Source organism: Wolbachia endosymbiont of Rhagoletis cingulata, from assembly GCF_048537655.1.
GTDB lineage: Bacteria > Pseudomonadota > Alphaproteobacteria > Rickettsiales > Anaplasmataceae > Wolbachia > Wolbachia pipientis.
The window spans coordinates 1,002,916-1,023,312 of the sequence record NZ_CP175927.1; the positions used below are offsets into that span (position 1 = coordinate 1,002,916).

At 34.8% G+C, this 20,397-nt stretch carries 15 protein-coding genes and 1 pseudogene; 6 read left to right on the forward strand and 10 right to left on the reverse strand.

Going from position 1 to position 20,397, the window contains the following annotated elements:
- Position 1 precedes the first annotated feature (1 nt).
- Positions 2-1,234 carry a hypothetical protein gene (locus ACJZL3_RS04600; RefSeq protein WP_419198656.1) on the reverse strand — a complete coding sequence of 411 codons (1,233 nt, stop codon included), beginning with the start codon at positions 1,232-1,234 and terminating at the stop codon, positions 2-4.
- Positions 1,235-1,982: 748 nt separating this feature from the next.
- Between ACJZL3_RS04600 and ACJZL3_RS04605 the strand changes: the two genes are divergently transcribed.
- From ACJZL3_RS04605 to ACJZL3_RS04620, 4 genes and pseudogenes are all read left to right on the forward strand, one after another.
- Positions 1,983-3,320, forward strand: a complete 1,338-nt coding sequence (locus tag ACJZL3_RS04605) for a hypothetical protein (RefSeq protein WP_419198657.1) — start codon at positions 1,983-1,985, stop codon at positions 3,318-3,320.
- Positions 3,321-3,329: 9 nt separating this feature from the next.
- Positions 3,330-4,169 carry a hypothetical protein gene (locus ACJZL3_RS04610; protein ID WP_419198658.1) on the forward strand — a complete coding sequence of 280 codons (840 nt, stop codon included), beginning with the start codon at positions 3,330-3,332 and terminating at the stop codon, positions 4,167-4,169.
- A gap of 27 nt (positions 4,170-4,196) precedes the next feature.
- Positions 4,197-5,029, forward strand: a pseudogene (locus ACJZL3_RS04615) (IS5 family transposase).
- Positions 5,026-6,492 (forward strand): hypothetical protein, encoded by a 1,467-nt coding sequence (locus tag ACJZL3_RS04620; RefSeq protein WP_419198659.1) that lies wholly within the window; start codon positions 5,026-5,028, stop codon positions 6,490-6,492. Before ACJZL3_RS04615 ends, ACJZL3_RS04620 begins: the two are co-directional and overlap by 4 nt.
- A 46-nt stretch (positions 6,493-6,538) precedes the next feature.
- On the opposite strand, the gene ACJZL3_RS04625 is transcribed toward ACJZL3_RS04620, so the two are convergent.
- Positions 6,539-6,700 (reverse strand): hypothetical protein, encoded by a 162-nt coding sequence (locus ACJZL3_RS04625; RefSeq protein WP_419198660.1) that lies wholly within the window; start codon positions 6,698-6,700, stop codon positions 6,539-6,541.
- A gap of 429 nt (positions 6,701-7,129) precedes the next feature.
- Here ACJZL3_RS04625 and ACJZL3_RS04630 point away from each other — a divergent pair, with 429 nt between their 5' ends.
- Positions 7,130-9,211 carry an ankyrin repeat domain-containing protein gene (locus ACJZL3_RS04630; RefSeq protein ID WP_419198661.1) on the forward strand — a complete coding sequence of 694 codons (2,082 nt, stop codon included), beginning with the start codon at positions 7,130-7,132 and terminating at the stop codon, positions 9,209-9,211.
- Between the two features lie 391 nt (positions 9,212-9,602).
- Here the strand turns inward: ACJZL3_RS04630 and ACJZL3_RS04635 are convergent, their stop codons facing one another.
- The 5 genes from ACJZL3_RS04635 to ACJZL3_RS04655 form a co-directional block, all read right to left on the reverse strand.
- Positions 9,603-11,132, reverse strand: coding sequence for a recombinase family protein (locus ACJZL3_RS04635; protein ID WP_419198662.1), 1,530 nt, complete (start codon positions 11,130-11,132; stop codon positions 9,603-9,605).
- Positions 11,133-11,181: 49 nt separating this feature from the next.
- Positions 11,182-12,432, reverse strand: a complete 1,251-nt coding sequence (gene ltrA, locus ACJZL3_RS04640; RefSeq protein WP_419198617.1) for a group II intron reverse transcriptase/maturase — start codon at positions 12,430-12,432, stop codon at positions 11,182-11,184.
- A 43-nt stretch (positions 12,433-12,475) separates the two neighbouring features.
- A complete protein-coding gene (locus tag ACJZL3_RS04645; RefSeq protein ID WP_419198591.1) occupies positions 12,476-12,598 on the reverse strand; it encodes a hypothetical protein in 123 nt (40 codons plus the stop codon).
- Between the two features lie 506 nt (positions 12,599-13,104).
- Positions 13,105-14,232: a hypothetical protein gene (locus ACJZL3_RS04650; protein WP_419198663.1), complete on the reverse strand. Its 1,128-nt coding sequence runs from the start codon at positions 14,230-14,232 to the stop codon at positions 13,105-13,107.
- Between the two features lie 102 nt (positions 14,233-14,334).
- Positions 14,335-14,991: a JAB domain-containing protein gene (locus tag ACJZL3_RS04655; RefSeq protein WP_419198664.1), complete on the reverse strand. Its 657-nt coding sequence runs from the start codon at positions 14,989-14,991 to the stop codon at positions 14,335-14,337.
- Between the two features lie 464 nt (positions 14,992-15,455).
- Here ACJZL3_RS04655 and ACJZL3_RS04660 point away from each other — a divergent pair, with 464 nt between their 5' ends.
- Positions 15,456-16,325: an Rpn family recombination-promoting nuclease/putative transposase gene (locus tag ACJZL3_RS04660; protein WP_208571569.1), complete on the forward strand. Its 870-nt coding sequence runs from the start codon at positions 15,456-15,458 to the stop codon at positions 16,323-16,325.
- On the opposite strand, the gene ACJZL3_RS04665 is transcribed toward ACJZL3_RS04660, so the two are convergent.
- Genes ACJZL3_RS04665 through ACJZL3_RS04675 form a run of 3 tightly spaced genes read right to left on the reverse strand, consistent with a single transcriptional unit; the run spans position 16,309 to position 20,201 of the window.
- Entirely contained in the window at positions 16,309-18,738 is a 2,430-nt protein-coding gene (locus tag ACJZL3_RS04665; RefSeq protein WP_419198665.1) for an ankyrin repeat domain-containing protein, read from the reverse strand. The genes ACJZL3_RS04660 and ACJZL3_RS04665 overlap by 17 nt on opposite strands.
- A gap of 49 nt (positions 18,739-18,787) precedes the next feature.
- The gene (gene ltrA / locus ACJZL3_RS04670) at positions 18,788-20,035 is read right to left on the reverse strand and encodes a group II intron reverse transcriptase/maturase (RefSeq protein ID WP_419198601.1); all 1,248 of its coding nucleotides are present in this window, start codon (positions 20,033-20,035) and stop codon (positions 18,788-18,790) included.
- Between the two features lie 43 nt (positions 20,036-20,078).
- On the reverse strand, positions 20,079-20,201 hold the full coding sequence (locus ACJZL3_RS04675; RefSeq protein WP_419198602.1) for a hypothetical protein: 123 nt from the start codon (positions 20,199-20,201) through the stop codon (positions 20,079-20,081).
- Positions 20,202-20,397 lie beyond the last annotated feature (196 nt).

Sequence of the window (20,397 nt, forward strand, 5' to 3'; positions counted from 1 at the left end):
ACTACACTTTGCTTCTAACATCAGTCACCTTCTGTTGTATAGCTTCTACATCTAATGATGAATTTGGCAACTGATCATCTCCTCCACCAACTAGTTGCTTATTTCTAATTCTAGTGAATATCTCATGTATTGATTTATCTTCTTCCATAATAGATTGCATTTGCTCTTGACTAAGTGAATTAATAATTTCCGGCAATACCTTAATATCCGCATTCTTTTTTATCAGACAAGCAATTCTATTTCTAGATGCATATCCTATACCCAACTTATCTAAAAAGTGTTGCTTATGAGCTTCAAAGCCAGAACGATTCCACATGTAGGCAAGCATGTCACTACCAGACTTAATAAAACTATCATCTGATACAGAAACAAGTGAATCCAATGCTCCAAACATTGATGTACTATAACCTTCAGGAGATAAATCTTCTGACTTTAAATGTTCAAATAACCTTTTAGCACTTTCAAAGGAGTAACTTCCTGTGAGCGTACTTAACGTATAATGATACTTATTTTGTTTAAAATCTCTTTTTAATAATTCATGATATCTGTCAAGATCAAGATAACGTAGGCAAAAATCAACCATACCAACATTATCAGCAGAAAAACGCCCTTTATTATACGCTACTTCCATTAATAAATCTTCTTTTCTTTCTGAGGATACGGAATCAATTGATTGCAACTTATTCCAAAAGAACTCCAAGGCTTCGACATGCTTTTCCAGCATTGCACATTTAAAAGCGTAAACGTATGGGTGCTCATTATTTAGTTCTAACTGATGTTCCTGGTTATTCATAGCATGTGACCAGTAGATCATTAAAGCCCCGTTATCACATCCCTTAACTAAACTCTCTACTGGCTTATTACCTAATGTTAATTTAAATTCCTCAAAAATAGCTCTTATCTCGTCTTCAAAACAACACCAGCAGGCAATTCTGTAGCGATCAAAGGGTCTAATAAGACTTCTTTGCCCATCTAAAGTTTTCAAGGCTAACAATTTTTCCCCGAAAGTATACCTATTGAGTCTAATTTGTCCTGAAGCATCTTCTATCTTCCAACAAGTTTCATCTTCTAAAACTTTCTTAAAAAGGGGTGGTATTATTGTGCTATCCCATTTATTCAGCAATGTCTGATATGCAATACACCATCTTTTAATCTCTAACTCTTTAAGCCCTTTATGAGGATCATCCTCTTTAATGGAAGTTAGTAATACCTTTTGTACATTTTCGTAACCCATACTTACCTCCTAACAAGATTTAATATATTTTAGACATGTTGCTCTACCTTTAAAACTTTGTCAATTACCATTATGTATAGAAAAATTTTCTAACCCAAAGTAGTTTTAGGCAAAAGACCCTTAATAGACTCAATACATGAGATTTTATTTATTTTGAATTTTGTTTCGTCATGAGCTTGTCTTCATTATTCTTCCGCAAGTAAATCAATATTAATTTAGCAAAATATATTATTAAGATCTCAAGCAAAATAACCATTTCCAGCGCTCAAAATCAAGAGACGTGAGAAGAGTTTGTTTTGGGATGCGTTGGACTACCAAGCGATACATACGAACTTTTTTGTATATTGATCTTGCTATACGCTAAAACTAGCTACATTAGGCCATTTCATCTACATCTACATACGAACTGTTTTGCCTAAGCTTATGGAAATAATTTAAATCCTCTATTTTTATAACCTTATTTTTATGCTGCTTGTTCTCACAAATATACGACCCTTTTTGCAATCTTAGGAGGAGTCAATAATTCAAATTTTTGTAGCACTAAAATAGGAATTTCTTTAGTTAAAGCAAGGTCTATTTTTTCGTAAGTAAAAGTGTTTTACAATTAATTATTAGAATGAAAATATCATACTTGGCTCTCAAGAAATTTCCTGTTGTGCAGTGGTAAGGTTTGGAGAAAAAGATTGGCTTGGCAACGATAATTTACTAGACTAAAGTTTATATTAAAATACAAAATGGGGTTACGGGTATGGAATCTGATTTGGATCACAATTACAATAAAATACTTGATATATTAAAAGGTGCTATTAAAGGCGACGATAATCAAGTTAAAGCAAGAAAACATCTTAGAGTAGAAAGATGGTTGAGGGTTTATATTCAATTAATTGAAGATTTTGATGAGGAAAAACTAATTTTTTTTTCTGATATATTCTCTGATAATTCTTGTTGGGATGGAGTAAGATTAAAAAATGAAATTGTTGGTGAAAGGTTAACTGAAGAAAAAAATAAAAATGGAAAAGAGAATCCATTAAACATTTCTAAAAGATATTACTTAGCATGTAAATACTGCTTAGAAGGTGAGATACCTAGATTATTTGAGCAAGTATTTATAAAGTTTAAAAATAGTGCATTTGAAGAAGATGTTTCTGATGATGAGCTAAAAGATGAGCTTTTGGATCACCATAAAGAGAGTAGCCCTATAAAAGCTTTTTGGTCTTCCCTTATTAATAAACAGGTTGGAAAACTAAACGAATATACAACAGTTGAAGGTTTAAAAGAAGCCATACGAGTAAACTCACGTAAAAATTGGGAAGAGGGTATAGAATACTTTTATAATAAATTGCACAGAGATCCTAATATTTCTAGTCAAGATAAAGATGATCTGTTAATTGAAGCAGCTTTATCTGCAGTAAAGGGTTACAAAGAAGTAGACACCATAGAGTTTTGCCTGTCTAAAATGGATGATGAGCAAAAGAAAAAATTACTAGATAGAGATTATAAGGAAAATACTTATTATGCAGTGTTGAATGTGCTAGTAGGTCAGTATTACTTTGATTCTTTTTTGGAATTAAGCCGATTGTGTAGTCAGATTGAATGTGAACGTTACACAACTTTTTTATCTTCATTATCAGATCAAGTACTGAAGAATCCAGATCTGTCTGAAGAAACAAAAAAATGTATGATGAATGTTTGGGAACGTATAATAAAATTAAAAACTCAAGACTGCGGGGAGCAATCTATTTCCTCTATTTTTGTAGACTATTCAGTTACATATACAATAGCAAATTTAATTGTGGATCCAAGTAGACAAGGGGTAAGTAAAGAAGAAATATTAGGGAAGATATTAAAGCACGTAAAGGAAATGAGTGGTGAAGGGATGATAAAGGTTAAAGATTCTGTATTAAGCAAAATTCAGTTATTTCATGGGGGTAAAAAATTGCAATTAGGAGAACAAGTATTTTCTAAATTAGCTCAAGAAGCTTCTAAAGAATCAATTTTGCGTGAAGCTGGTGATACTTTGCCACAGTCAAATCTCAGTACGACTGATACCCCATATAATATAAAATCTTTAGGCCATAGCAAATAGGAGAGTAATGTGCCAAGTAATGTCAAGCCGCTTGAGTTGGTACAGCTTCTGTTGATGAGAAATAAATCAAAAGACGAGTTCCTAGATTTTCACAAAAGGTTCCAATCGTTTATCAATCAATCTCCTTCTTTTTTGCATTCAGTTGGAAAGCCAGGCTTTTTCCCTAGTTTCTTTTTTGGTATGTTTGCTACTGTATTAGACACAGAACTTGCTACTAAAATTGGTATCAAAAAACTTCATTTTCGTTTTGATGATAATAGAACTTTAAAAATAGCTATATTAACTAATGAGGGACTTAAGTGTATAACGGTGTCTGATCAAGTTGATGGTAACATGCATTTAAAGTTCTCTCAAGGAGAGTTAGAAAAAATAGCACAGAAATGGAAAAGGGGAGCAGAGTTTGATAAACTAGAAAAAGAAGAGCATGAAATAACAATTACAGGAAAAGAAGTAAAGTACGGAAATGTTGATCCAGCTTTTAGTAAAAAGACTGATTATTCACAAAAAGGTTTTACAGAAATAGAAAAAGATCGTGACCAACAAGACCTAGAGAGCTTAATTTCAAAATTGAGTAATCAAGATTTCGAAGAAGTAAAAAAGAACGCTAGAAGAATGTTTAATTATATTACAAATGTCTATAAGAAATATGAAAAAGAAACTCTATTTAGCGGTAAAGAATCAAGTCATCATGGGTTTTTAGCTGGGTTTTTGATAAATTTTAAGTATCGTTTTCACCTAAAACTTTATCTCGAATTATTTGCTGGAAAAGGTTACGCAGACATTATTTTACTTGTGCGCGGTTCTGATAAGTCGCTAAGAGGTTGTCCGGAAACAAGTAAAAGGCTATAATATCTGAAATTTTAGTACGGGGTAAAGATGAGAAAAAAGTATCCAACAGATCTAAGCGAAAGGGAATGGGCAAGAATAGAAAAACACTTCAGAGTATCATACAAGAAAGGAGGAAGGCCGCCAAAGTATAGCAAAAGAGAAATATTAGAAGCAATTTTCTATGTATTGCGTACAGGGTGTCAATGGCGGTATTTACCAAATGATTTTCCGCTATGGAAGACTGTGTATGAGCAGTTCAGGCAATGGAAGAAGCAGGGAATTTTTGAGAAAATGAATTATGAAATTACAAAATATAGTAGAAGAAAAATAGGAAGGAATGAGCAGCCGAGTGCCTGTATAGTAGATAGTCAATCTGTAAAGACTACAGAAAAGGGGGGATCAAAGGCTATGATGGAAGTAAAAAAGTAAAGGGTAGAAAAAGGCATATAATTACAGACACTCAGGGTTTTATACTAGGTTGTTACGTAGGCGCTGCTAACGAAAATGATAGAGATGGTATTAAAATAGCATTAAACAATATGAGAACAAAATATACTAAAGTTAAAAAAATGTGGGCTGACATGGGATACCAAGGAAGAAATTTAAAGAATCACATAAAGGAAGAATATGACATAGATATTGAAATTGTTAAAAGGCCTCCATGTAGATTTTGGGTGCACAAAGATACGCCACCTGAGCTACTACCAACAAGAGAACAAGGGTTTAAAGTACAGCCAAGAAGATGGGTTGTAGAAAGGACTTTTGCTTGGGTTAATAGGAATAGAAGGCTATCGAAGGAGTATGATTTACTCACAACATCCACTGAGAATTTCATATACCTAGCTATGAGTAGGGTTATGTTAAAGAGGGAATATGCTTGAATTTACTAGTTTCCGGACAACCTCTAAGCTCTATTCCTATTATTATTGAGCTTAAAGCAGGTACTGGTGAGATAAGTACAGTGATAAAAGCATTGAAGCAAGCAGAAGATTATGTTAAGGGCTCTTTTTCTAACTCTATAAGAATGATTACTATAGCTAATGAAGCTATTTGTGTAGGATTAAATTTTGACATGGTTCATCACGAAAATGTTAAAATTGATGTAGAAAATTTTCTTAGTCGAGAAGGTAATTCTGTAATAGAAAAGTTACTTGGCACTGAAGCAGCGAATGCTGAGGTGATAAGAACACAGCTAGAGTATCTTTACTATGGAATTGTTTGGAGCAATGGAGGTAGTGATAATATACATTACGTAAGTCGGTTTATTATAGGACAGTTAATGCTTATTCCTGATAGAATTGAAGATGAAAAATTAAGCAAACGTATTTTTATTTGTAATCAAGGTACATCAGAACGAACCTCGAGAAATCGTCCAAACGTTATAGATAAGTACGCTTTAGATTGTGTTACGACTACCGTATTAATTTTAGGTAATAAAGTACTTGTATTGAATATTACTGAGATGTCTGAAGATAATAAAAAAAGCTTAAAAGCTGCTTTGGGTAATTTCGTTATACATGAAGTAGAGGCGATGAAAGATAATAAAATCAGTCCCATTGAAAATATAGAAGGAGTTAAAAAAATTAAAGATATAAAAATAAGTGAGGTGAATTGCCATCTGGATGATACACCTAGTAATAAGAATCCATTTGATCAGTACTGTAATAAGAATAAGGGGATTACAGTAAATACGTATGACTCATTGGATCAATATAAAAGAGGTAAAGAAATTTTACAAGGTAATTTTACTCCAATTGTGGAAAATAAAAAATTTAAAGCAGCTTTGAGCAAAGCTATAAAATCTGGTAAATATGATGATTACAAAAAACTATTTGAAGAAATTTCTCATATACTACATCCTTTCAAATCATTAATAAGCAATGAGGCTACATTTCAAGCTGTATTGCATGGTTTATTTAGTAGCTACGGAGAAGATAATATAAAAGTTATTACTGAATTTCAAATAGGTGGTGGAGAGAAGTTGGATGTTATGTTGGTTATAAATGCTACTGATCAAAAAAAAGAATACCCCCCAGTTGGAATAGAGCTAAAATTTGCTAAGAAAGGAGATTTGGATAAAAAAGAAAAAGAGGCTAAGGACCAGTTGACAAGATATAAAGAAGGTGAAGCGTATAAGGTAATTACTGATGCTGGCAAAGTGAAACTGGTGTATGCTGTTTTTAATGAAGGTGCAACAGATGAAGGTTCCCTTATAAAAATTAGTGATGAGTTTGTAGAGGTAGATGTAAGACATAGTTCTGTGGTTGCTTTTGGTCAACAGCCAGGTAATCTCCAACAACCTTATGTTCAACAAGCAGGTCCATCTCGAGCAGTTAATCAGTGATTTAGTCTTAAGAAATAGTCGTCTTACTTCTTTTTATATCACATTTTTATTTAAGTTTGCCCTGTGCGTAAATTTGATCATTGCCTATTTTATCCATATCTACATACGAACTGTTTTGCCTAAGCTTATTGAAATAATTTAAACCTTCTATTTTTATAACCTTATTTTTACGCTGCTTGTTCTCACAAATATATGACCTTTTTTGCAATCTTAGGAAGAGTCAATAATTCAATTCTTTATAACACTAGCTAGCATGGTATCTTCACTAAAATATTTTTTGAAAAAGTTAGTTGACTTATAAATAATTCTCTACTAATACTGGCATGTGTTTGTTTATTCTGCTGAAGTGGATCCGCAGGTTACTGTATAAGCTTCAGCAGTTTTTGCACTTCTTATAAAGCATAATCCATTATATTCCTATATATTAAATATAGCTAGTGTTCTCAATTTTGTTGATCTATAGTAAAATTGGCTAAAACTTCCAGTAATAAACAACTTTTAACCTAATAGTACTCACCATAAAAACTTAACAAAATCTTAATCATATGAGTAGTAAAAAGATTATGTTGAATTAGCTTGACTAATATTATATATTGTACATAATATATCATCTATCTAGGCTAGTAGGAGGTATGATATGATTGTTAATGAATGTATTACTGGGCAAGATAAAAAAGCATATGAGCAAAAGCTAGGAGAAGATTTAAGCGCTGACAAAATATTAGATGAAGAGTATCAATTGATAAAAAAACATCTTTTTTCATCGCTTAATTCTCGTCTTTTAATGGATAGTAAACTTTCGTTTGAGGGTATAGTATGTACATGGATTGCTAGTACACCTAATTTAACAGGAAGTCAAAAGGAGAAGTTAAATAGAGAATTACTAAACATCGTTAAAGGTTTAGATCCATGTCATTATGATCAAAAAGAAGATAGACATTGTGAGTACTGTATTGAAAAACTTAAAAATTTCCTACAAAGCAATAAGAATAATCAAGACCTCAAAGCTGTTCTTAACCTTAAAAGAGGAGAATCTGGATTAACAGTATTGCATCTAGTATCTTCTGTAGGTAAGGTAACTCAAGGATATAATGAAACTGTAGATTTACTCCTAGAGGCAGGTGCTAATCCTAACATACAGAGTGATAAAGGAAGGACTCCCCTGCATTATACTGATGTTCTTGCTAGTGCAGCTTCTCTTTTAAAAGGAAAGGCCAACCCTAATATACAAGATCACAGAGGAGAAACACCATTACATCATGCCGCTAGTATTGGTCATACTGGCTATGTTAATTTACTCCTAGAGAAAAAAGCTAATCCTACCATACAGAATAGAAAAGGGGAAACGCCACTACAAGTTGCAATTGATAATCGTTACTATTATATTGAAGAATGCTTTTTCACTAATGACCAAAAGAGTTTGAGTGCGCAATTATATTGTATACTTGATAAATATTTTAGTACATATGACGATTGTATCTGGAGCAAAGATGAGGATCGTTCAGGTTATGCTGCTAACCTCATTAACCTCACTAAAAATTTAAAAGAGTTTCTAGGTAAACACAAGAATAGCGAAGACCTGAAGGTGATTTTTAGTATTCGAGAAAGAAACGGTAGTTCGAAAATACTTAATTATGCTCGGTGCATTAATAAGAAAGTAGTAGATTTATTCCTATCAGCAGGAGCAGGTAGTTTTTGCAAGAAAGAAGCTTCTCTCTTAGATTGTCGTGGATCTTTTTATAGTGTGGGAGAAAAGTATTGTTTAAAATCAACTTTATGGAATACACCGAATCAGGTAAAGCTGAATGAATTTTTAAGTAAGATATCTGAAGTTCAAGATATGTATAGACTAGAAGAAATCGTAAATGAAGCTATAAGCTCCGGAGTAAGGATTGGTTTTTCTAAGCAGTCTTCTCAAGGTAAAAAAGCATACAATTTTGTAGATCATGTAATAGAAAAAATCAGTAAGCTAGAGAAAAATCCTAAAGTTGCCAGCAACATAATATGTAAGTTGGTATCAAGAGGAGCAGTGTTTAACAGTAAAATTGGTATTGGTGTAATTGATGCACTGGAATCAGAATTTAATGATCATAAAGCTAATATGGTAAAAGTTTATGAAAATTATATTAGCAATACTCATAAGTTTATTGAATTGGCGAAAAGTACCACCAATGGTGAGTTGCATGATGTAAGAATAGATAACTCTACTCTCTACTTAGAATATTCTGGAGACAGCATAATAGATGTTGCAAAGATTACAGATAGAGCAGGAAATTTAGGATTAACTCAGGGAAGCATAGAATATGAAAGAGATATAATAAGGATTGGTAAAAGTGAAGTAGAAATTCAAATCGAAGGTGGAATAAGGTATTACACAGATCTTATAGAAGGCAGCGATATAGTATTAACCTTCTATACTAGTTTGGGAAATGTAGATGTTAGACTGTATCCTGACGTACAAGATAAAAGTAAAATTATAGTCGAAGTGAGTAATAGAGAGGAAATATTAGAAAAATTCAAAGGTCGCGAAGAAGAGTTAGGCAATGATTGCGCGCTAGGTGACTACTGGGTCTACTATGCTATTAAACAGGGATATTTTGAAAGATCTGGTGGATTAATGCGTCCTGAAGTTATAAGTGAATCCAATAAGCAGAAGGGTTCATGGGTAGAACGTATAGATAAGGATTCAAGAAGAGGTCCTGATTTTCGGGATAGGTAGATCATAAAAGTTAAAGATTATTATTTAAATACAAACTACTATAATTTATATATTAAGGAATTCGTACCAATGTCTTTTAAGAATATTCTTTTATATTGTTTTTAAGCTAGCTACAAAATGAGGATATGGAACATACAATTGGCTGAGCTGCCTTTTATAGCTCTTTACAGACCGTGATATGCTACTGGTCTGCTATAGCCATCAATACGTATCTTATCGAATTCGGATTATTATAAGAAAGGCTATACAGAATTTCTCTCCAGATCTACCATTAAAATATGCAGCTAAAATTGGATACATTTTCTATCACTGTTGTGTCCGATATGCTAAAATCTTCATCATTTATATTGATATTTTCGCATAATTGATTCTGTAACATTGACTTACTTTTCTATATCAATCTCAATATCTCTTGGCATGGCCCTTTGTAGCGGCTCCTTCTGGCACATACTCTTCTGTTACTTTTATAAATAAAACCGTAGAATTTCTCCAATTGCTCACTCCACACTATCGGTATTTCCCTCAAGTCAGCTAACTTCAAACCCCTTGGCTGCCTCCCATTTACTATATCTTCTTTAATCTTCGGAGCTAAATAATTCAACCTTAAAATTTGTTGTATACGTCTTGTACCTATATTAATTTTGGCACTCAGCTCTTTCACACTTCTATATTTTTCCTCTTCTAGTTGCCGTTTCCACAGATGGGCTCTTACCACTGCTTTGAGTAACACATTATTTGTTTTTCCTTCTGGCTCGATTACTCTGCATTTATTTCCTTTCTTCTTTATTGGTATAAATTTTTCCTCTGATTCAGAACGTACATCTATTCCATCTTCTTTTACCATTACTCCCTTTATTAACTTTTTCACTACTTCTTTCTGCTTTCCAAAACTTAAATTTTTCCATTTTTCTTCGCTCTTTTCTTTTCCATTTTCATATAGCTGCTCTGTCTTCCTCATCACTTCTTTTTCCACTTCTCCGGCTACTACTGTTCGATTTACTGATTCACAGCCTTTTCCCCTTAAGTGATTGTTGCATACGTAATATCGATATCTCTTATTCTCTTTTTTTGAGTACGTTAGCGTCATGTTTACATCACAGCTTTTGCACTTAATTATTCCCCTAAGTAGCGCTTCCTCATATTTTGCTTTTCTATATGGTTGATTCTTTATCAATTCTTGCGCTTTTTGCCATTTTTCTTCCTCTATTATTGCATCGTGCTTTCCCTCATAATATTTGTTATAATGTCTGATTTTTCCCACATATATTGGGTTTGTTATTATTCTTCTCACCGTCGCTTTTTTAAAGATATCTGATTTTGTCCGGTATCCTTGACTATTTAACTCCCTTGCCAACCCTGCCATTGACTTCAGCTCCACATATCTTTCAAATATATGCTTTACTGTCTTTGCTTCTTTCTCATTTATTATTAATTCTTTATCTTTTACATCATACCCAAGCGGTAAAGTTCCACCCATCCATAGACCTTGTTCTTTTGATGTTGCTATTTTATTTTTTACTCTCTCTACTATCATTTCTCTTTCTAGTTGTGCTGCTCCTGATAACACTGTTTGTACAAACTTCCCCATTGGCGTATTATTATCAAATATCTGCGTTACTGCTACAAAATTTACTCGATGTCTTCTAAAAAATGACGTTACTTCGATGCTGTCTTTTGTTTCTCTCGAGAGCCTATCGAGCGTATATACCACTACACAATCTATCTCTCCTCCTTTAACATCTGCAAATAATTCCTTTATTGCTGGTCTTTCTAAATTTTTCCCTGAATATCCACCATCATCGTACCTTTTGGCCAATGCTACCCAGCCTTCTTTGCTCTTTATATATTTCTCACATGCTACTCGCTGCGCATCTAAACTGTTAAACTTCTGCTGGAGAGTAGACCGGCGGAACTTCCCCACCAGTCTCTCGCAGAACTGTGCATGAACCTCGCGACTCACACAGCTCCCATTATTCAGTCTTTTGACCTAAAGCTAGTGTCCAGTGGTAAAAAGTATTTGTCCCTTCTTTCCTCATTTTTCCTAGAAGTTGCCTCGCTAGTCTTCCATGATTTCGAAGCTTCTTATACTTTCTTCTGACCCACTTTTCTAGGTGCTGCTCTATGTTTCTCAGAGGTTTATATATCTCTTTCCTGTAAAACCTGCCATAGTACTGATACCAGCCTCTGACTATTGGATTTACTGTCTTTGATATTTCCTCTAATGTTTTGTGTGTATTTCGTAGTATTTTCCAGGACCTTATGGTTGTAGTAATATTTTTCTTGGCCTTGTTGCTAATTGCGGGAAGAAATGAAACAAAATGCTTTCCTATTTTATTTCTTGCTAACCTGGGTCTAAATGTGTAACCCAGAAAATCAAAACTTTGTTTAGGAAATTCATTTTTCCTATTGTCATCCTTGCAGTACACAATTTGTGTCTTTGCAGGATGTAATTTTAGCTTATACTCAGCCAGTCTTTCTTCAATTGCTACCCTCATAAATTCCGCCTGTCTACTACTCTTGCAGTGCACTATCGCATCATCTACATACCTCTCAAATGGTATTGTTGGGCACTTTCGTCTCATCCACTCATCAAATACATGATGCATAAATATGTTTGAGATCAGCGGGCTTATTGAACCTCCTTGCGGAACTCCTTTATCCCTAACTACCTTACTTCCATCTGCTTGCTGAATTGGCGCTTTCATCCATCTTTCAACATACAGTATGACCCATTTGCAGTCTGTGTGCCTTTTGATAGCTCGCAATGCCAACTCGTGGTCCAAATTGTCGAAAAATCCTGCTATATCAAGATCTATCGTCCAATCGTACCACCAGCATCTTTTCCTCGCAGTTCCTACCGCATCCAGTGCAGATTTGTTTGGTCTATAACCATATGAATCTTCATGAAACTTCGGGTCTACTAACGGTTCTAGATACATTGTAGCTGCTGTCTGCGCTATCCTGTCCGATACTGAAGGGACACATAAAATTCTTTGTCCCCCTTCTGTACCTTTTGGTATTGCTACAGCTTTTACAGGCTCTGGAAAATAACTTCCAGATGACATTCGATTCCATAGCTTGTACAGATTATCTTTTAGATTTTCTTCAAACTTTGTTATCGTAACCTCATCTACACCAGCAGCACCCTTATTTTTCGATACTTGTTTATAAGCTCTCCAAATAACTTGCTTCGGTATATCAAAAGACTTTGTTTTACTCATTAACTCCTCCCTTTCGGTTGATAAATAATTAAAACTGAATAACTCAGCCCCTTCGCTCCATTTCCATTACAGAAATTTCTTCACTACTACGAGCTGATCCGCCCCTGTTCTTCGCATCGGTACTCTCATCCTTGAAGTTTAGCTTCTTGGATTTCTCCCTTATCATCGAAATGACAGGTTCCCGCAGTTCTACACAATAGCCCAAAATGGATCCGCGCCACCTATATGCCGGACGCCATCTATCCAGTAAACAAGTTTCCGATAGATTTATCCCAGGTTAGGCTAGAACACCTGGTTTTGACATCTTCTATGAAGTTTCGACACTTCATCAGTGGTTCATTTGCATTCGCCTCTCCATTTTACACATGACGCATAATTGCGCCTTTTCCATAACGCTCACTACCATGGCTCTTTACCAAAGCAGCTTATGGCTGTTTGAAGCCTGCTCTTGTAAACCGGCTCCGAGGGACCTACCCTCATCTATTGTGCAGCTTCAACTGATCGCTTCTACGGCACACCTAACCTCCAATTTTTTACTTTTTCCCCTACTTCACAGTCTAGACTTTTTTCCACGAAAACAACCATGCGTATAATATTTTCTACTATAGCTCAAAGGCTCCAGATATAACGGTAGAAAAAACCTCTGGAACCTTAAAGTTTGCTGTAGACGCATTAAAGTTCCCTAAAGGTTTCTTTACTACCTCCACATACCCTATTTACCCATGAAGACAATACTTCATCATTGCTAATCTCTTTTATAGCATACTTTTCATTCCATATGCCACATCTAGTGAAATTACCTCTTTCTACCACTTCCTTAAGCTTCACTCCCCCAAAGAGGCAATTTTTTCCTATTTCTTCGCCTCTTTTTTGTAACTCAGCCCACATTTCCTTATTTTCTACTCTCACTTGCACCTGATCTGCCTCTTGGTACAATATAATATTTAGCTTACCAATGCTCGTAGGAAATTCTAACATGACAGAGCTGCCATCTGAAATATCGGTATAGTTTCTTATACCTCCCTTCTCACTTTTAACCTCAACTGCATCATTGCCAATTTTTAAAATATTACTTCCTAACTCTCTCAGTATTTTGGCTACTTCTATCTTACTATTTTCAGAGAACTCTATATACGATGTTGTATTGTCTATCTCAACATCTATTAATTCTCCTTCTTGCACAGCACTTTCGCCAGCTTTCTCTAGTTCTTCTAGTCTCTCATCTATCTGTGGCTGAACTTCTGGTTGTAGCTCATTATAGATTTCACCTATCAATTTATTCTCCAATAAAGTATCATGAAACTCTGCACCGTTTAGCATTAATTTACGTATTAGCTTTTTACGATCAGCCTTATCAAATTTATGAAAATGTGTGCCCAGTATCACATATTCCGCGAAGCTCCATTCCCCATCATTACATGTATTTAGCCTTGCTCCAGCAGCTAGTGCTTCGTCTACAGCCTTGTGCAGTTCACTTGGACTTTTTGCTCTTACTACAGCACTTTTAAACCAGCTCAACTTTTCTGGACTTGGCTTTATTTTTTGCAAAGCTGAAGCAAATGGATTCAACCCTTCTGGATAATCTACTTGATTACTCAAAGGTTTTGTGCCATATATGTAGTCAAGTCCTTTTCCATAGTTGATTTTGTTTTCGTGAACGTTTCTGCTAGGGAAAGGCATTGTATCTTCCGGTTTTATCTCCTTCTGATTATTAATTTTGCTCACAAACTTAGACTGCTTTATATCAACGCCTTCAAGAGCACCAAATATTTTCTTCAATAACTTGTCTTTACTAGTCATATAACCCCCATATTAAAAATACTTTTTAAGTATATAAATCTTAGTTTATATACTCTATTACTCAATATAAATTATAATGAGTAGATTTGCAAATACTTTCTGCTATAACAATCCGTTTTCTCGAAAGCTGAAATAGCCTCCACTTGTGATGATAATATGGTCAAACAATCTAACGCTTACAGTACTACATGCTGCTGCTAAGTTCTTTGTTACTGCTTGATCTTCTTCTGAAGGTTCTAAACTTCCCCCAGGGTGGTTGTGTGACATTATTATTAATGCTGCATTTTTTATTAATGCTTTTCTTATAATCTCCTTTATGTATACTGGCGCCTTTTCCATTTCACCAATATAGAATTCTTCTCCAATTAGTTGGCGCCTTTTATTCAAATACAGTATTTTTACACATTCCCTTTCTGAGTGACCTATACTTACGTTTAAGTATTCTACTAGCCCTTGTAAGTCCATTATTGGCTCTCCCTTGAGCTTTTCTCTCAGTACTCTTTCTAGCGTTTCCTTAACACACATAATCATTGCTACTGCAGAATCAGTTACTCCTTCTATAACTTTCAGGTCATCCATTTCTCGGCCTAAAATCTTTCCTACTCCCGTATAGCTATTCACCAGATTTTTAGCAATTTCTTGAGCTTGTGGCCTTTCATGTACTGCACTTAGAAACGTTTCCATTATTTCACGATCAAGTAGTGCTTTGCCTTTGCTTTCTAATATTCTGAATTCTATTTCTTCTTTACTTTTATTCATATAATTTACCCTTCACTAACAACAAACTTTTTTTAAATATTTACTGCTGTTTTTTTATCAGCATTGGCATAGAGCCATAGCTTTCGAGTGAAGTCAAATCAATTTTTAAATCTTTTTTATTTATTTTTTTATGAATAAATTAATATATTAATAGATACTGATTTCCTTAAGCGATGTCGTTGTAGATTCGTGTTTTTATACACCAATTTGATGTCTCCCACAGCTTTAAATTCATGATATCCATTTGCTGGTCTTTTAAGGCACTTTACAGAAGGGTGATAAAAAGATATAGAAAGGGACCGTCTAAGATGCGTAGTAGCATTCTAGGGTCATCTATGAAGGTAGTTTTTTGCCAACTCTTGAAATTTAGCTAAATTTACCACTTTAATAGACTTCAGCATAAAAACGTTGAACATTTCTTCACAATTGTGTATAATCATTAATACTTTTTAACTTACTTTCTCATGGCTCTTTCGAAGTTTCTTGATGCTCGCAATGATATAGCTTTTCGCCGTATCTTTGGTACCGAAAAAAATAAAGATATTCTTATTCACTTTCTTAATGATATACTAGGTCTTACCGATGACAATAAGATTAAAGATGTCTCCTTTCTCAGTCCCATTCAAGACCCTGTCATTGCTTCTCAAAAGCAAAGCATTGTTGATGTTCTCTGTGTTGATTCTACAGGCATAAAAACAATAATTGAGATGCAAGTCGCTAAAACTACTGGCTTTGAAAAACGTGCCCAATACTATGCCGCTAAGGCCTATTCAAGTCAAGCTGATGTAGGTGATCAGTATCATGATCTTAAAGGCGTTATCTTTATTGCCATTGCCGATTTTATCTTATTTCCTAATAAGCTAGCTTATAAGTCTGATCATGTTACTTTTGATAAGATAACTTTTGAACATGATCTCAAAGACTTTAGTTTTACTTTTATAGAGTTACCTAAATTTAAAAAAAGAGAAGATCAATTAGAAAATGTAGTAGAGAAATGGTGTTATTTTTTTAAACACGCCGGTGAAACAAGTGAAGATGATCTAAAAAAAATAATAGGAAGTGATTTAATTATTGGCAGGGCTTATGATGAGCTGAACCAATATAATTGGAGTAAAGAAGAACGTCTTGCTTATGACCAAGCTAAGAAACGTACCGATGATTATTTATCTAGTCTTGAAGAAAAACTTCATGAAGGCATCCTCATCGGACATCAAAAAGGTAAAATTGAAGGTAAAATTGAAGTTGCAAAAAACTCACTCAAGGCCGGTGTATCTATTGATGTTATCGCTGAAATAACCGGCCTTTCTTTAGATGAGATTAAGAAATTAATTTAACCTTATTCCGAGTCAAATGGCCTTGAATAGAAGTATTATTTAAATAACTCCTAGGTCCTTGCTGTTCTTCTATATTATTAACCTCTAATGTATCACCTCCGTTGTGTAATATCTGCTCTATTGATTGATTTAATGTTACATCTAATCCTTTATTAAATTTAGCCATAAACTCATTAAACCTTTTCTCGCTTAATTTACCAGGGCATCCTGCTTCTCTACCAGGGCACGCTTTCTCTACATATGAGCTTAAAATCCCTGAAACCTCATCAAATTTACCACTCATGACTTTTCTAGTAATCTCTTTCTGCATTCCCATATAATCAATATTTAACCGGTGCATTGATACATCACTTTTTAATCCAGCTTGCTCTACTACTTTCTCAAATTCCTCTATAATATTTAATGCATAGCCCTGTGCTTCTAATGGTGATATAGACTGAACTACTGTGGAAATATACTTCTGACCTGTAACCCTTCTAATCAATAAGTCAAATAACATTATTGAACCATTTACATCCATTTTTGCATCTACTTGTGATATTGGACTTGAAGTGCTTGATGTTTCCTCAGGTAATGTAGGTTTAGAATTTAATAATCCACCTACAGAGCTTTTTACCCAACTAAACAAATTATTTATCCATGAAGATGGTCTTGCTCCACTACTTGTTGCTATCTCAGGTCGATCACCTAAATCTATAGCAAGAGGTTTACGCGATAAGTGATTATGATGACGACTATGATCTCCATGGTGATGACGGCGTTTGCGTTGAACAGTTTTGTCTTTTTCTTCTTTGATTTCCTCTAAATATTTTACAACATCATTATGTTTTTGCCAAGAGGCAAGATCCAACGGTGTTTTATCATCTTTATCTTTAACATCAAAGTTAGCACCTTCTTCTATAAAGTATTTTACTACATCTAAATGACCATTTCTAGCAGCATAGTGTAGAGGAGCCCTACTAGTGTTATCCTTAGCATTAATGTCAGCAACTTCCTTTATAAGATACTCTACTCCTGGTAAGCAACCTTCAAATGCAGCCCAGTGTAGAGAAGTCCTTCCATTACTACTCTTAGTATTAATATAAGCACCCCGTTTTATACATTCTTTAACTTTATCAAGGTCTCCGCTTTTTGCAGCATTCAATAATTCTTTATCTAGATCTAATTGTGCTTGCCTTAAAACTTCCTCTATATCTTTGTAACCACTTTGAATAGCCAATTCTAAAGGTATATCACCATCCATGTCTTTAGCCTCAATGTTAGCGTGCTTATCAAGAAGAAATTTTACTATATCCAATCTGTTCACCCTAACAGCAAGATGTAAAGGTTTGTTATTATAGTCGTCTTGAGACTCAATATTAGCACCTTTATCAATAAGAAATTTAACCGTATCCAAATTACCCTCTAGAACAGCAAAATGTAAAGGTGTTCCCTGATACGTTATTTCATTATTAAATTTAGCACCCTTACTAACGAGAAGTTCTACTGCATTCCATTTACTTTCTCGAGCAGCAAAAAGTATAGGTGTCCAACCATTCCTATCTAGAAGCTCAATCCTAGCACATCTACTAAGAAGAAGCTGAATCATACCTAAGTTACCTTCTTGAGCAGCATAGTGTAAAGGCGTAGAACCATACATATCTTGAGCATTAATATTAGCACCATAATAAAGAACAAGACTCACTACATTCAATTTTCCTGATCGAATAGCGAAAAAAATTGGTGTACAACCAAAATTGTCTTGAGCTTCAATATTAGCACCATAATCACAAAGAAGGTTTATTTTGCTCAGATCACCTGCTTTGACAGCAAGATGTAAGGGCGTTCTACCAAGTTTGTCTTGAACCTCAATGTTATTACTACTTGGGATTTCTAAAGACGCAGAATTTTCTTGTAAGTTACTTATCAAATCTAAATTATGTATTTTATCAAGGTAGTTTACTACATTAGAATAACCACTACAAGAAGCATAATATAGAGGCGCCCAGCCACCATGATCTTTAATATTAACATCAATTTTTTCTTCGTCTATAAAATATTTTACTATATCTAGTTTACCATTGTAAGCAGCATAGTGAAGGGGAATTCTACCACTATTATCTTTAATTTTTAAACTACTCTTTTCACCTACCACAAGATATTTTACTACATTTAGCTCGCCCCCATAAGCAGCACAATGCATAAGAGTTCGGCCATCGCTATACTTAGCACTTAAGCTAGCCCCTTGACTTACAAGATCTTCAACTTTGCTAAGATTTCCATATTGTGCTGCAATCAATAATTCTTTATCTAATTGCACTTGTTTTAAATACTCTACAATATTATTGTGTTTTTGATCAGTAGCAATATCCAGCAATGTTTTACCACCTTTGTCTTGAGTATAAAGGAGAGTAGACCAGTGGAACTTCCCCACCAGTCTCTCGCAAAACTGTACGTAAACCTCTTGATTTATACAGCTTCCATTATTCAGCCTTTTGGCCTAACCCTAGTGTCCAGTGATAGAAAATATCCGGAGACCTCTTTCTCACCTTTCCTAGAAATTGTCTTGCTAGTCTTCCGTGACTCCTGAGTCTCTTATATTTCCTTTTCACCCACTTTTCTAGATGCCGCTCTATATTCTTTAGAGATTTGTATACTTCAGTTCTGTAAAATTTGCCATAGTACTGATACCAGCCTCTGACTATTGGATTTACTTTTCCTGACATCTCCTCTAATGTTATATGCGTATTTCGTAGCATTTTCCATGACCTTATGGTTGTAGTAATCTTTTTCTTGGCCTTGTTGCTAATTGCTGGGAGAAATGAGACAAAATATTTCCCTATTTTATTTCTTGCTAACCTGGGTCTGAATGTGTAACCCAGAAAATCAAAACTTTGTTTAGGAAATCCACCACTCCTATTGTCATCCTTACAGTACACTATCTGTGTCTTTTCAGGATGTAATTTCAACTTATACTCAGCCAATCTTTCTTCGATCATTACTTTCACAAACTCTGCCTGTTTCTCTGTTCTGCAGTGCACTATCGCATCATCCACATACCTCTCAAATGGTACCGTCGGGTAGTTCTTTTTCATCCATATATCAAACACATGATGCATGAATATATTAGAGATGATTGGGCTAACTGAACCTCCTTGCGGAACTCCTTTATCCCTAACTACCTTACTGCCATCTGCTTGCTGAATGGGGGCTTTCATCCACCTCTCAACATACAGTATGACCCATTTGCAGTCTGTGTGCTTTTTGATAGCTTGCAATGCCAAGCCGTGGTCCAAATTGTCGAAAAATCCAGATATATCAAGATCTATCGTCCAATCGTACCTCCAGCATCTTTTACGAGCTGTATCTACCGCATCCAGTGCAGACTTATTTGGTCTATAACCATATGAATCCTCATGAAATTTTGGTTCTACCAGCGGCTCTAGATACATAGCAGCAGCCGTTTGCCCTATCCTGTCGAATACTGAAGGAACACATAAAATTCTTTGCCCTCCTGTATCTTTTGGTATCGCAACAGCTTTTACCGGCTCTGGAAAATAACTTCCGGATGACATCCTATTCCATAGTTTGTACAGATTATCTTTTAGATTTTCTTCAACCTTTGTTATCGAAACCTCATCCACACCAGCAGCACCTTTATTTTTCGATACTTGTTTATAAGCTCTCCAAATAAGTTGCTTTGATATATCAAAAGACTTTGTTTTACTCATTAACTCCTCCCTTTCGGTTGATAAATCATTAAAACTAAATAACTCAGCCCCTTCTCTCGATTTCCATTACAGAAACTTCTTCACTACTACGAGCTGATCCGCCCCTGTTTTTCGCATCGGTACTCTCATCCTTAGAGTTTAGCTCCTTGGATTTCTCCCTTATCATCGAAACGACAGGTTCCCGTAGTTCCACACAATAGCCTGAAATGGATTCATGCCACCTTTATGCCGGACGCCATCTATCCAGTAAACAAGCTCCCGATAGATTTATCCCAGGTTACAAACGACCCCCTGGTTTTGACGTCATTTAAAAGGTTTCGACACTTCATCAGTGGTTCACTTTCGTTCATCTCTCTATTCCT